Genomic DNA, 14,342 nt, shown 5'->3' with positions numbered 1-14,342 from the left:
TAACCTATTTTATTTTAGTATTGAACTTACCTATTTCGAATGGAGCACCACCATCAATCAGCTGGGGAAGGCTGCCACCCTCATACACTTCTTTATCCAAATGCAGCACAAGCTTATCACGATCGAAAACACTGTTTTCAAAATCATTGGTAAACTCAATAGCATCAAAATTACAAGCGTTGACGCAAAGCTCGCAGAACATACAGTCGCCAAGATCGTACTGATAATCTATCAGCTGACGCTTCTTCTTACCGGTTTCCTCATTGGTAACCATCTCAGAAGTAATCTTGATAGTATCATTCGGACAAGCTTTCTCACACATCAAGCAAGCAACACACTTATAAGCCTGATTCTCATCGCGCTTAAACACCAAGCGGCCACGATGACGAGGGCTTACGTGCAATGTTGTCTTGCGGTTCTCAGGATACTGTTCTGTGGTCTTAGGAATGAAATATTCCTTCAAGGTCACCTTCAAACCGGTAACCAAAGTCTTCAATCCATCGGCAATACCCTGGAAATATGTTTTTTCATTATTTGCCATTTCTATACCTTATTTATTTAACCTACCAAGCCAAATGCTACACACAAAGTCATTAATACGAGATTGAGCAATGACAATGGCATGAGATATTTCCATTCAAGCTTCAATATCTGGTCAACACGCAGACGCGGGAATGTCCAACGAATCCACATCAACAGCCAAACGACCACGAATGTCTTACCAAAGAACCATACGAATCCGGGAATCAAATTCATCAGGTTGTCGAAGCCTTCGATGCCGATATTCAGAGGTGCCCAACCGCCCAGGAAGACTGTTGCAGCAATACCTGAGATAACAAACAGATTCAGATATTCGGCCAGATAATAGAAACCGAATCCCATACCGGAATACTCCGTGTGATAACCGGCAGTCAACTCGCTCTCAGCCTCAGCCAAGTCGAACGGACCACGGTTAGCTTCTGCATTGCCGGCAATCAGGAATACCAGGAAAGCAATAATGGCTGGGATATGTCCTTTAACGATAAGCCAGTTCCAAGGTCCGGTCTGCTCTGCCACAATACCGCTGATTTGCATCGTCCCGGTAAGCGCTACAGCTGCTATCAAGCATAGTCCCAATGATATTTCATAGGATATCATCTGAACAGCTCCACGCATTGCAGACACAACAGAATACTTATTATTACTACCCCAACCGGCAATAAAGATACCCAGCACGCCGATAGAAGACACGGCAGTGAGCAGGAATATGCCGACATTGAAGTCGAGGATGACCGCACCATTATTCCAGGGAAGGAACGAGAAGGTGGTCACCGAAGCAATAATAACGAGGAACGGAGCTATACAGTAAAGCAGTTTATCGGCCTTATCAATGATAAAGATTTCCTTAATCAACATCTTCACAACGTCGGCGAATACCTGGAATATACCCCACGGACCTACACGAACCGGACCGATACGGCACTGGAAGTATGCACAGACCTTGCGCTCCATAAATATAAGTATAATGGCAATAACGGCGTATGCTGTCAAAATCAGCACACCGACTATCACGCATTCAATCAATATAGACAAGAAATCTCCAAGCCCCAGAGTCTGGCGGAGAAGATTGTCAAACCATGTTGTTACTATACTAAAATCAAACATAATTATTCGTTGTTTTTATTCTATCATTCTTTGAAATTAGTATTATCTGTCCAAATCGGGAATAACGAAGTCGACAGCAGCACCCGTAGCCACGAGGTCGGCTATCTTCTGCCCTTTCAACATCTTGTCGAAAGCACCGACAATGTTCAATCCCATCGGACGCATCTTCACTCTATATGGGCTCTTGTCGCCACGGCTATCAAGATAAACACCGAATTCGCCGGCTCCACCTTCAACAGAGAAGAACCATTGGCCTTCCGGAACCTTGATAATAGGCTTCTGTTTGATATAGTATTCGCCCTCAGGAATATTGTCTATCAGCTGTTCGATGATGTCCAGACTCTGATAGAGTTCCTGAATATGAATCATATATCGGTCCATAGAGTCGCCGTTGGTGGCCACAATATCGTTCCATTTCACCTTGTCATACAGGCCGTAGGGATGATTCTTACGAACGTCGTTATGCCATCCGGAAGCCCTGCCGGCAGGACCTGTCACACCATAATTAATACAATTAGGCATATCCATGACACCTACACCTTCCAGACGCTGATGTGTAATCACATTGTTTCCGAACACGTCAAGATACTCCTGAATCATCGGACGAAGGTATTTACACAGCTTCTTGGTGTTCTCCACGAAGTTAGGGTCGATGTCGGCTTGCAATCCACCTATTCTATAATAGTTCTGTATCAGACGTCCGCCGGTGGTCTCCTCCATCACGTTCAACACCTGCTCACGGTCGCGCATGCAATAAAGGAATGCCGTCAACGCACTCAAGTCTTGCGCACATGTACCGAGGAACAGCAAGTGGTTGTCAATACGCTGCAACTCGTCCATGATGGTACGGATATACAATATACGGTCGCTCAACTCAATGCCCATAGCCTCTTCTATCACGCCCACCAAGGCATGACGATGGTGCATGGCACACAGATAGTTAAGACGATCGGTCAATGCAAGTGTTTGCGGATAAGTCATATCTTCCATCATCTTCTCAATACCACGGTGGATATATCCCAGATGGGGGTAAACATGCTTAATCGTCTCACCGTCTACGACGGTTTGCAAACGAAGCACACCGTGAGTAGAAGGGTGGTTAGGACCGAAGTTCATGACGAAATCGTTTTCGTCAAAGAGCCGATGCTTGGTCTCAACCAATTCACCATTTGCATTTAAATTCCATTCTGAAGTCCAGTCATTTTCTGGCTCGTCCGTCATAGGGAACTGGTTGGCTTCCGGACTCATATCAAAGTCCTTACGCAGAGGATATCCCTGGAAGTCGTTGCGCAGGAAGAGGCGACGCATGTCAGGGTGTCCCAAGAACTTGATACCGAGGAAGTCGAAGACTTCGCGCTCCAACAAGTCGCTGCTGGCCCATACATGATAGAGCGAAGGAATCACATACTCCTCACCCACCTGCTTAGCCACCTGCTTGACACTCATGCGCTCATGACTCTCTGTATTCTCCAGAATATAGATACAGCCGAGTCCTTCTTCGCCTCCAAAGTCTTCACCGATGATCGTAACGAGGTAATCGAAATGTTTTTCATCTTTCAGTTTCGACATCTCCGCCAGGAAACTGTCAAAGCCAAATTCTTTATTTTCTAATTTCATATTGCTCGCTTACCTTATTTATTATTAGTTTCAGTAGAAGGAGTCTCCTGTGTTGCAGATGCGGGAGCAGCAGGAGCTACAGGTGCACTTTCTGCCTTGACGGCATTTTGCTCCAATGTATCAAGTTCCTTACCGAGTTCCTCTATCTTCTCCTGAGCAGGAGTCTCTGTCACAATGATGGGACGGCTGTTGCCCAACTTGTCGGCACTGAAATTCTCATTACTCAGGCCACGAAGTCCACCGAGCTTCAAACTCTCGGCCTTTTCCTCGCTGCTCATCTTGTGGTTAGCACCACCGAAGAATTTCTCCACCTTAATCTTACGCTGCAACTGCATCATGCCATAGATGATAGCTTCGGGACGTGGAGGGCAACCAGGAATATATACATCTACCGGCACCAACTCGTCTATACCGCGAACCACACTATAGCTCTTCTTGAACGGGCCACCACTGATAGTGCATCCACCCACGGCTACCACGTACTTAGGCTCAGCCATCTCGTCATAAAGACGCTTGAAGACAGGGGCCATCTTGTTCGTAATCGTACCGGCACACATGATAAGGTCGGCCTGACGGGGAGAGTTACGCGTAACCTCCCAGCCAAAACGAGCCATATCATAACGGGAACAACCGATAGACATAAACTCGATACCACAGCACGAAGTACCAAAGGTTAACGACCAAGGAGAGTTGGAACGTCCCCAGTTGATAGCTGCGTCGAGCGAACCCAATATAACATTGGCCCCACCCTCGTTTAGCTCCTCGGCAATACGCTCCAGCGACTCGTTGTCCTTAAAGTCTTCGTAGGGAAAACTCTTGATAGACGCTCTTTTTCTTACTTCCATTCCAAAGCTCCTTTCCGCCAGGCATAAGCCAAGCCAAACACTAGTACTACAAGGAAGAAGCCGATGCTGACAAGAGCCATCGGTCCAAACTGTTTTACAACAACTGCCCAAGGATACAGGAACACGGTCTCAATGTCGAACACCAGGAAGAGGATGGCAAAGAGATAGTATCCAATATGGTTGGGCAACCATGACGACCCACGGGTCGGAATACCACACTCAAATGCTTCACCTTTGACCGGATTGTACGAACGCGGACCGATAAGCTTAGCAATGACGTATGCAGCCACCACCAAAACCACAGCCGTTATCAAAACGGTAACAAATAAAGTAAAATACATAAAGAATTTATAACGTTATTATATGATGCTTCCAAAGCGAGTCCAAAGGTACTAAGTTTTGTCATACAATTACGCTATATTAACACAAAAAATCATAAATTCAAACAAAAAGTCATGTCGAGATAGCAAAAATACACATATCTACTGCAACTCGGAAACTTAAAAACCTAATATTTTTAAAGTCTCGACACTCATTTTGCAGGTCGAGGGTACAACCGTCTCATAGCCCTGACCGAAGCGCTACGCAAGCCTGCTGAAGAAGGATGCAAGGCTCATTGTCCACCTCAAGCAATCATACCCAAATTACTGCAACGGCCCGGCAGCATTGCTGCAAGGGCCAAACAGAAATGCTGCAAAGGCTTAGCAGCAACACTGCCGAGGCCTTGCAGTTTTCTAATTGAAATCGCTATGGCTAGCCAAGCAGGATTGCCGGGAAACCAAGAGGGTATCTGCCGATATACCATCGGCTACAACCGGATATGGCGTATCGACGTACCCGACATAAAACGGTTGAGGTCTACAAAGCCACGAATGCCTTGCACGCGCCCTCGTTCCGAAAACTGCCAGATGTTGTGTCTGCCCAATCCCTTGATTTGAGGACGGGAAGCACTGTACTTCCCCAGACACAAAAAGTAATGATTGAACTGAGGTGCCAGGTTCTTATTGTAGAAATTCACCTGTGAATAGACGAGCGGAGACTTGCCATAATGCAACTTGAGCAATCTGACGAAGAGCGACAAGCTGTCTTGCATTTGCTTGCGCGACCATCCCCTCACGCCTTCGCGCTCAATATCCACCATCGGTATCAGGTCTTGCTGACTCTTCTTGACTACAGCACAGAAATGCCTGAACTGCGCCCTGACAGGACTGGCAGACGACAAGAAATGATAAGAGCCACAGCGAAGTCCGTATTTCCGTGCTTCACGAATGTTGCGGCGATACAGCTCATCCGTTACCGTGACTCCCTGAGTGGCTTTGATATAGACAAACTTGATACGTGGATTGCGTGCTACGGTCTGCCAGTCTATCGTACCCTGATGGTGAGACACATCTATACCGTCGTACCGCAGATGAGACACATGCGCCTTACGATGCCTGGGCTTGCGGGCACACGAGTTGGCTACAGACAGCCACAAAAGAATATAGACCAGGACAATGCGCAACATTATTTACCCATATATTTCTTGATCATAGCCGAAGCTATGGGTACAGCGACGTCTGCTCCCATACCGCCATGCTCTATAAACACACAAATGGCAATCTTCGGTTGGATGGCAGGAGCAAATCCTATAAATACGGAATGGTCTTCGCCGGAGTTCTCCACCGTACCTGTCTTGCCGCAGATGGCATACGCCTTGGTATCCATACTCTTGCAAGTACCATATATGACAGCCGACCTCATACCGGCGATGACAGTCCGATAGGCTGCCTGTGTGGCCATCGTCACGTGTGGGGTATAGTATTTCACTGGGTCTGCCTTCACCGAACTGCGGTGCAGATAAGGGGTAAAATAGTGTCCTCGGTTGGCAATCGTGACCGCCAAATTACACAGTTGAAGCGGCGTGACAAGTATCAATCCTTGCCCCATACCGAAATACAATACCTGACGCTCGTTCCATTTCTTGCCGTATCGCTTCGTCAGAAACTCGGCATTAGGTATCAGTCCGCCGGCTTCCCCATGCACGTCGACCCCCAATGTATGCCCCAGGCCATAGCTCTGCATATAGTCGTTCCATGTATCTACGGCACGGCTGTAGGTCTCATAGCGCACGGTATCGGACACCATATCCATAAACGATTGGCAAAACCAGGTATTGCAAGAGTGGGCCAACGCATCGACCAGCTTGAGCGACGGACTGTGTGGATGACAACCCACATGTGTGCCCTGCTTCCAAAAACCTTTCTTGCAGGGATAAGAAGTCTGGGGTGTTACCTCGTCTTCCGACAACAGTGTCAGTGCCTGTGCAGTCTTGATAGTTGAACCAGGCGAATAGATACCGGTAATGGCACGATTTATCTTGCTGGAATCCAGCGAATTGCTGACCAAGGCCAAGATTTCTCCCGTCTCAGGACGAATGGCCACGATGCTCCCCTGCCTCCCTTCAAGAAGCTTATGTCCCAATTCCTGTAGTGCAGGGATGGTCGTTAAGTCGTTTATTTTTGTCTTCTCTGTTTCGGCCTCTACTACAGTAAAAACAGATAATAGTAGAGACAATAGGCATATAACTCTCTTCATGTCTGCAAAATTAGCCAAAAGCGCGATAATGGCAAAGGCTTAAAACAAAAAAACTCTCACCGCAGTGAGAGTTGAGAGTAGTTTTGTTTTTAGAAATCAGTTTCTTCTTCTGTAAAGAGTTGTCAGACAGTCGCCCTTAAACCATGATATATAGAGACGACTGCCGACAAACTCAATTACTGTTGATTTGTTTAAAGTAGTTCTCTCGTCCTCACGGATTTAAGAAATAAGCAATCTAATATTACCATGAATTACAATTTTACATGCGCTCTAACAGTTCCAAGCACATGCGACTATTGTGATATGGACACTTCCATACACCTATTTTATCATCATCCAAATTTAAACTTCCATCGTCTAATACGGCCCAATGCCATTCACCATTCTTCCAGTCGATAAGATTCTTCTGAACGTAGGCCCAACACCTCACTGCAACACTTAATGCTTCTTCATCGCCAAAGTGCTGGTACAGATTCACATGGCCTATGATGTTCTCACATTGAACCCACCATTGACGCTGCCTGTCTTCACGTCCGGAATCGACCCAGCGCTCGTACAGCATACTGCCATCAGCCTGCAAACCTTCGTCGGCAGCGTCGGCAATACGGCGAATCAGAGGACCTACCGTGCGCAGCAAGGCCTTATCGCCCAATACTAAAGCCGACTCATGGAGCAACCATGAAGCCTCTATATCATGACCGAAACTCTGCATATTGCGCTCGCTTTCCCACTCATCATTAAAGAAAAGGTCGAGATGCCAAGTCGTATGATTGAGTATTTTGTCTGTGAATATGCCGATTAGATTGCGAATACGCTCTTCCAGTCCGGCATCTTTCCACACACGATAGAGATTGGTATAAGGCTCTATGATGTGAAGATGCGTATTCATCGTGCGGCTGCCATTCTCGTCTTTATCGCTTAATCGCATATCGGCAATAGGTTTCCACTCGCGTGTCAACGCTTCGATGTAGCCATTGTTCACGCGGTCGAAAGCATGTATCTCGATATCGTGATACAGTTTGATAGCCATATCCAGAGCCTGTTGGTCGCCAGTGGCACGTGCATATTCACTCAGTCCGTAGATGGCAAAGCCTATGGCATAGGTCTGCTTCTTCGTATCTACCGGTTTGCCATGGCAATCCAGACACCAATATACACCTCCGAACTCCTTGTCGACAAAGTTTTCCAGCAGATAGTCCTTGGCATGTGTGGCAGCACTCAGATATTCCGGCTTCTTCAGTACACGGTAAGCAGCACTGAAAGCCCACAGGATACGGGCATGCAGCACAGCCCCCTTATCGGCATCGGCATGCAATACATCGTGACCGTCTATTCTGCCGTAGAATCCTCCACGCTCTTGGTCAATAGCCTTGTCGAGCCAATATCGGAGTATATTATTCTCCAATACCTCTTGCATTATTTGCTTGAATCCTTCCATATATCTAGTCTTCAATCCGGCGTACAGCCTTCAACTGTGTATTAATATTTTCTATTTTCTCTGTCGTCAAAGGGTAGAAATAAACCACAACCAATGATACCAATGCCACACCAGCAGGAATAAAGCTCATCAAATAGCGCAGGCAATCAAGTGCAGCTTCGGGTTGTACCACCCCACCCTTGGCCAAAATGGCAGGGTCTGTGATATATCCGAAACCACCCAACAGCCATAGTGCGGCCGAACCACCGATAGCGCCACCAAACTTCTGAGCCATGGAGCTGCTGCTAAAGATGAGACCCGTCGATGCTGTCTTGAACTTCAACTCTGCATAATCGCTCACATCGGCATACATACTCCATACCAACGGACTCATGATACCTGTAAGGATGGAAATTAAGACCTGCAATATCAGCATCCACCAATACCCTGACGGACTGCAAGGAATAAAGAAGAAAATGATGCTCAATGCTATCAACAATACATCAACCAACATGAAAGTGGTCTTCTTGCCGATACGGTTGGCAATAGGAACTGTAATTGATACGCCCAGCATATTGGACACTTCGCCCACTCCAAGGAACAACCCTCCGTAGAAAGCCAGCTGTGTGGTAAAGAACATCAGCACTGCCCCATCGCCAATAATATCCTTGAAGAAGTAAGCAACTGTCGACCCACGCACCGTATTAAAGAGGTTGAAGCAGAGCGCAGCACCTATCAACAGCCACCAAGGCTTATTGTGCAACAACGATTTAATATCCGACCCGATGCTCACATTCGACACCGTCTTCAAGTGTTCGCGTGTAATTACGAAGCAAAGCAAGAACAGGATAAAGCATGCAACGGAAATAGATACCATCGCCCAGAACCATCCTTGTGTACTATCATAGCCACCGAAGAGGCGCGTCAGAGGCTCCCAGGCAAACAGAGCGATAAAAGAACCGCCATAAGCAAAGAACATCCTGAAACTGGAGAACACCGTCTTTTCGTTCGAATCATCGGTCAATACACCTAGCATAGCACCGTAAGGAACATTAATGGCAGTGTAGACTGTCATCATCAAAATGTAGGTGACGTAAGCCCAAATCAACTTAGCGGCATATCCCCAATCGGGAGTTGTGAAAAGCAAAATGCCTGAAATAGAGAATAACGGGGCTATCCATAACAGATAAGGGCGATATTTTCCCCACTGCGTGTTGGTGCGGTCGGCAATGATTCCCATCATAGGGTCGGAGACTGCATCCCAAATTCGAGTAACCAACATCAAGGTTGCAGCATCTGCCAAACTCAATCCGAAGATATTACTATAAAAAAACGGGAGGTAATAGGAGAATATCTTCCAGAACATGCTGGAAGACATATCTCCAAAACCATAACCAACTTTCTCTATCAACTTGCTTTTTGCCATTGTATCAAATATTATCGTAGGTTAATCAAAGGTACAATCTTTATTCCAATGTACCTAGACTTTGATTCTTCTCTATCAACTTTTTTATCGTCTCGACGCTGTGCGAAGTCGTAAATCCGTCCTCCGGCGTGTGCATGCAATAGTCTACCAACTTATCAATAGTAGACACCGCCACGTGCATACGAGTGTCTGACGAAGCATAATAGATATAAACAGTGCCGTCAGCATCGGCTATCCAACCATTCGAGAACACCACGTTCATCACATCACCGATATACTCCTCACCTTGCGGAACGAGGAAATAGCCTCCCGGCTGTGCGATTACACGTGTGGGATCTTCAAGTGCCGTCATATACATATAGAGTACATAGCGAAGTCCACTGGCACATCCGCGTACACCATGAGCCAAATGCAACCAGCCCTGTGGGGTCTTGATTGGATGCGGTCCTTCTCCATTCTTCACCTCCATAATGGTATGATAATGTCTCTGATTGATGATTTTCTCCTCTTTGATTTCTGCATGGGTAATATCATCTACCAAAGCCCAACCGATACCGCCACCTGAACCGGCATCAATAAAACCATCTTGCGGGCGCGTATAGAAAGCATACTTTTCATCCACGAACTCCGGATGAAGCACCACATTGCGCTGTTGACTCCTCGTCTTCAGGTCGGGCAGGCGGTCCCAATGAATGAGATCCTTGGTCCGGGCGATAGCTGCCGTAGCCGTTGCTGCACTCAAATCATTCGGACAGGCATTGTCATGACGCTCGGCACAGAACACTCCGTACACCCAACCGTCTTCATGCTGTGTAAGTCGCATATCGTAGATGTTCGTCGCCGGAATCAAATCGTCGGGCATCGTAACGGGAGTTGGCCAGAACTTGAAGTTGTCGATACCGTTCGGACTCTCTGCAATAGCAAAGAAACTCTTGCGGTCTGCACCTTCTACACGCACCACCAGCACGTACTTTCCGTTCCACTTAATAGCACCACTGTTCATGGTTGCGTTCATCATGATGCGTTGCATCAGATACGGATTGGTCTGCTCGTCAAAGTCATAACGCCATTCCAATGGAGTATGCTCAGCTGTTAAGACAGGATTTTTATATCTTACATAGATACCATTCCCCCACTCTTCCGGAACATTCGTACGTTCCAGAAGTTCCTGATGACGTAGTTTCAGACGTTCAACTTTCTCCTTAAATTTTTCCATTACGTATGTATTTTTATTTAATATCGTTTACAAACAAGGTCTTCTTCATCTTGTAGAAAGCCTTGAAATCTTTCTCCGTAGCATGACCGGGACTCGCCATATAGCACTCTTTGCTATTATCCCACGCATTGCGCCAAAAGAGTACATAGCTGATAGGATAGTTCTTGATGGCAGGCCACAGCGTCTGGGTAAACCAATCGGCATAAGGCAACCCCTGGCAACCGGTCTCCGTAAATGCAATAATCTTGTTTTCTTGCTTTCCAAGAGCCGTCAGTTCGTCCAGACACAGCTTCACCGACTGCTGATACTTGGCATTATCCTTGTCGAATTCATAAATATCAATGCCCAATACATCTACATACTGGTCACCAGGATAATATTTCATGAAATCATCGTAACCCACATTAGGTGAATAAGCCCATACAATATTATTGCAGCCCATGCCAGACAAATGTCGGTAAAGCACTCGATAGAGCTGCTGATATTCCTCCGGTGTGCAGCTCTTGTTGCCCCACCAGAACCATCCACCCGACATTTCATGGAACGGACGGAATATGACTGGAATCAGATGGCCATCCTTGTCTTTCAATGACAGGATGAAATGGCCGACCCGGTCTGTCCACTCCCTCATCTTAGCCCGATGAGTACCATGAGGCAGAGAAGCCTTCACGGCGTCACCACTGGGATCCCATGCCGTCTTTTCCGTTACGGGATTATCAGGATGCCAACTCAATGTCACGATGCCACCTCTGGTATGCTGGGCAATAATTTCTTCCCTCATACGATTGAAATCCACTCCGTCCAGATTCTCTGCCCGACCTAGTTCCAATTTTCCTAAGTCGAATCCCATCACTGCCGGATAGTCTCCGCACACCTCTTTCACGTCAGAACGACCGGCATCCCACTTCCATGTACGGCCATAGACAGGAGCGTCTTGATGCCCTATCATAATTCCTTTTTTCTGAATCTTCTTCAGCCGAAGAATCAATTTCGACGCCGGTGTATTGCTTCCCAGTGCTATTGTACTCATCAACATCATGGACAAAGCCAGTGATAATCGGATATGTTTCATACGAACAAATTATTTATTCAACAGATGCGCAACCAACCAAGCCTGCCATTCATCCCACTGCTCCTGATACCAGAAGTGGGCAGTCTGCTGATACACACTCAGTTTCTTCTCTGCTTTTACAATGTTATAAAGACCATAAGATGATGTCGGGGGTACTACCTCGTCATTATACCCGAACGAATACCATCCCGGCACTTGTATACGACGGGCAAAGTTCACACCATCATAATATCTTGCGCCTTCAACTTTCTTCTTGTCTACATTCTTATTATTATAGAAATAATGTGGCCACCCACCTGCTACACCATGAAGTTCGGCCTCGTAATCGCACATGGCATCATGCACTGCGGCCAAGAACGTCACACGCTTATCCAACGCTGCCACTGCCAACGAGAGGAAACCACCCTGACTAGAACCCGTAACACCAATCGTCTGCCCATTCCAAGCCGACAACGAAGCGATGTAATCTACCGCCCTGACAGCACCTGTTATCACACGCTTATAGTAGTTTTGGTTCGGCTCGTCCAGATTTACAGCCCAATAATTATTCAGAGCACCCTGTAGAAGCCGGTCGTAGACTTCCTGCTTCATCGTCACCGGAATACCGTGTACGCCTATTTCCAGCACGATACACTGACCTGGAGCTGTATAGGTATCACCGCCATAAGGACGGACGCCGGCTCCCGGAACGCGTAGCAAGGCTGGATACTTGCCCTCGGCCACCGGTACGGACAGGATGCCATACATCCTGCTTTGAGAAGAATTATTCGTAAAGCTCACCTCATACACATTCACATCTTTCGTGCAACGTTCGGGCAGCAACACTTTCGTAGGGTTCAGGTCATTCTTTCTGGCTTCTGACAAAGCCTTGTTCCAAAACGCATCAAAGTCAGCAGGACACTGTGCATAGGGCTTTACCTGCTCCGGAGAGAATGCAGCCGTCGCCAGTCCCGTATACTGCTTGCCGGCCACTGTAGCGACAGCTTTCACACGATAGAATCCAGGCTGCTTCATAGTTCCCGTCACACGAGTGACTCCATTCTTCAGAGTTATGGTCCGCTTCACCGTCGGAAACAAATCCGGTCCTTCTTCCAAATCTATCTTGACGTCATCCACCAAGGTACTCGATTTCAACACCTGCACCGTGAACACCGCTTTCTCGCCAACACGATAATTCCAATCCTGATGGTCGGGCTGTACCAGCACGACCACATTGTTGCCTCTAATCTGCGCTTGCACAGGTACGAAACCCAGCAAACACAGCATCAGAAGACCTATTATTTTGTAGTAGTTTGTTTTTTTCATTTCATCAATCTATAAGCTATGACATCTCTTGCTGGTACATTTACAACCATGCTCACCTTGTCTTTCTTGTTCGTCTTGCCCACCATCTTATGCTGCCACAAATCGCGTACCTTATATATATAGTCGGCAAAATCGGTAGTACGTCCCGAAACATCATCTTTCACTCCGGTCAACTTGCGCCAGTTCAACTGCACCTTGGCTGGTTTCTTCGACGAGTTCAGAAGCACGAAAGCCCAATCACCGTTAGCCAATGGCTTAATCCAGAAGGCCACTCCCTGCTCGTCTTTAAAATGGTATCCCTGCACACACAGCTTATCTTGGTCTACGGCTATCAATTCCTTGTTCTCCAAAATGGCTTTGGTCTCGGCAGACATATTGCGAATATCATTGCCGATAATCAACGGCGACGCCATCATACACCACATGGTGAAGTGCGCCCTATCCTCATTCACGGTCATACCATTACCCACCTCCAGCATATCGGGATCGTTCCAATGTCCCTTACCTGCGTATGCTCTCAGCGTATCATTATAGTTGATGCACTGCATGACACCAAACTGAGTGTAGGTGGGAAATACGCGCAGACTATCGAAATTGCACCAGATGTCAGGCGTTGTACGCCAGGAATGGCCTACCTCACGCGCCCATTTCCAGGGACGACTGCTGCCCCACTCGCACATACTAAACAAAATAGGACGACCGGCTGCACGCAAGGCATCGCTCATCAACTGATAAGCACCACGCGGGTCGATATTCGTCGTATTACACCAGTCATACTTCAGATAGTCAATGCCCCACCGCGCATATTGCAGGGCATCCTGATATTCATGTCCCAGGCTACCCGGCATACCGCCACAAGTCTCTGTTCCGGCATCCGAATAGATTCCCAGTTTCAAGCCTTTCGAATGTACATAGTCGGCCAGATATTTCATTCCATGCGGGAATTTCGTAGAATCCACCTGTATAAATCCATTGGCATCGCGCTTGCCATGCCAGCAGTCATCTATATTAATATAGGTATAGCCGGCATCCCGAAGTCCGGAAGACACCATCACATCGGCAATCCCCATGATAATACTCTCGTTGATATTTCCCTGAAACTTATTCCACGTACTCCATCCCATCTGCGGTGTATCTGCCAAATGCTCCCATTTTTGAGCACCCGACGGAATGACTACGGCTAAGAGTAACAGCAAATAAAACAGTTTGGTCTTCATCTCAAT

Annotated in this window: 13 protein-coding genes; all 13 read right to left on the bottom strand. The window is 47.0% G+C overall.

From position 1 onward, the window contains the following. Positions 1-4 precede the first annotated feature (4 nt). The 13 genes from ACZ42L_RS01810 to ACZ42L_RS01750 all read right to left on the bottom strand — a co-directional run bounded on the left by ACZ42L_RS01810 (position 5) and on the right by ACZ42L_RS01750 (position 14,336). Entirely contained in the window at positions 5-541 is a 537-nt protein-coding gene (locus ACZ42L_RS01810; RefSeq protein ID WP_464716459.1) for a NuoI/complex I 23 kDa subunit family protein, read from the bottom strand. Between the two features lie 17 nt (positions 542-558). Further along, positions 559-1,644 carry an NADH-quinone oxidoreductase subunit NuoH gene (gene nuoH, locus ACZ42L_RS01805; RefSeq protein WP_464700213.1) on the bottom strand — a complete coding sequence of 362 codons (1,086 nt, stop codon included), beginning with the start codon at positions 1,642-1,644 and terminating at the stop codon, positions 559-561. Between the two features lie 42 nt (positions 1,645-1,686). Further along, positions 1,687-3,261: an NADH-quinone oxidoreductase subunit D gene (locus tag ACZ42L_RS01800; RefSeq protein WP_464700211.1), complete on the bottom strand. Its 1,575-nt coding sequence runs from the start codon at positions 3,259-3,261 to the stop codon at positions 1,687-1,689. A gap of 14 nt (positions 3,262-3,275) precedes the next feature. Further along, the gene (locus tag ACZ42L_RS01795) at positions 3,276-4,106 is read right to left on the bottom strand and encodes an NADH-quinone oxidoreductase subunit B (RefSeq protein ID WP_464703312.1); all 831 of its coding nucleotides are present in this window, start codon (positions 4,104-4,106) and stop codon (positions 3,276-3,278) included. Next, entirely contained in the window at positions 4,097-4,447 is a 351-nt protein-coding gene (locus tag ACZ42L_RS01790; RefSeq protein WP_036897165.1) for an NADH-quinone oxidoreductase subunit A, read from the bottom strand. The genes ACZ42L_RS01795 and ACZ42L_RS01790 overlap by 10 nt, the downstream gene beginning before the upstream one ends. 467 nt (positions 4,448-4,914) lie before the next feature. Continuing rightward, complete coding sequence (locus ACZ42L_RS01785) at positions 4,915-5,613, bottom strand: glycoside hydrolase family 25 protein (protein WP_464700207.1); 699 nt, start codon at positions 5,611-5,613, stop codon at positions 4,915-4,917. Beyond that, a complete protein-coding gene (locus ACZ42L_RS01780; RefSeq protein WP_464716458.1) occupies positions 5,613-6,683 on the bottom strand; it encodes a penicillin-binding transpeptidase domain-containing protein in 1,071 nt (356 codons plus the stop codon). The genes ACZ42L_RS01785 and ACZ42L_RS01780 overlap by 1 nt, the downstream gene beginning before the upstream one ends. Positions 6,684-6,942: 259 nt before the next feature. Then, on the bottom strand, positions 6,943-8,121 hold the full coding sequence (locus tag ACZ42L_RS01775) for an AGE family epimerase/isomerase (RefSeq protein ID WP_464716457.1): 1,179 nt from the start codon (positions 8,119-8,121) through the stop codon (positions 6,943-6,945). A 4-nt stretch (positions 8,122-8,125) separates the two neighbouring features. After that, complete coding sequence (locus ACZ42L_RS01770; protein ID WP_464716456.1) at positions 8,126-9,526, bottom strand: MFS transporter; 1,401 nt, start codon at positions 9,524-9,526, stop codon at positions 8,126-8,128. A gap of 40 nt (positions 9,527-9,566) precedes the next feature. Then, positions 9,567-10,742, bottom strand: a complete 1,176-nt coding sequence (locus ACZ42L_RS01765) for a glycoside hydrolase family 130 protein (protein ID WP_464716455.1) — start codon at positions 10,740-10,742, stop codon at positions 9,567-9,569. 13 nt (positions 10,743-10,755) lie between these two features. Further along, a complete protein-coding gene (locus ACZ42L_RS01760) occupies positions 10,756-11,814 on the bottom strand; it encodes a glycoside hydrolase family 26 protein (protein ID WP_464716454.1) in 1,059 nt (352 codons plus the stop codon). A gap of 9 nt (positions 11,815-11,823) precedes the next feature. Then, positions 11,824-13,119, bottom strand: coding sequence for an acetylxylan esterase (locus ACZ42L_RS01755; protein WP_464716453.1), 1,296 nt, complete (start codon positions 13,117-13,119; stop codon positions 11,824-11,826). Then, a complete protein-coding gene (locus tag ACZ42L_RS01750) occupies positions 13,116-14,336 on the bottom strand; it encodes a glycoside hydrolase family 27 protein (protein ID WP_464716452.1) in 1,221 nt (406 codons plus the stop codon). Before ACZ42L_RS01750 ends, ACZ42L_RS01755 begins: the two co-directional genes overlap by 4 nt. Between the last annotated feature and the right edge of the window lie 6 nt (positions 14,337-14,342).

It is taken from the genome of Prevotella mikamonis, from assembly GCF_055381405.1.
This window is presented reverse-complemented; position numbering and strand designations above follow the sequence as displayed.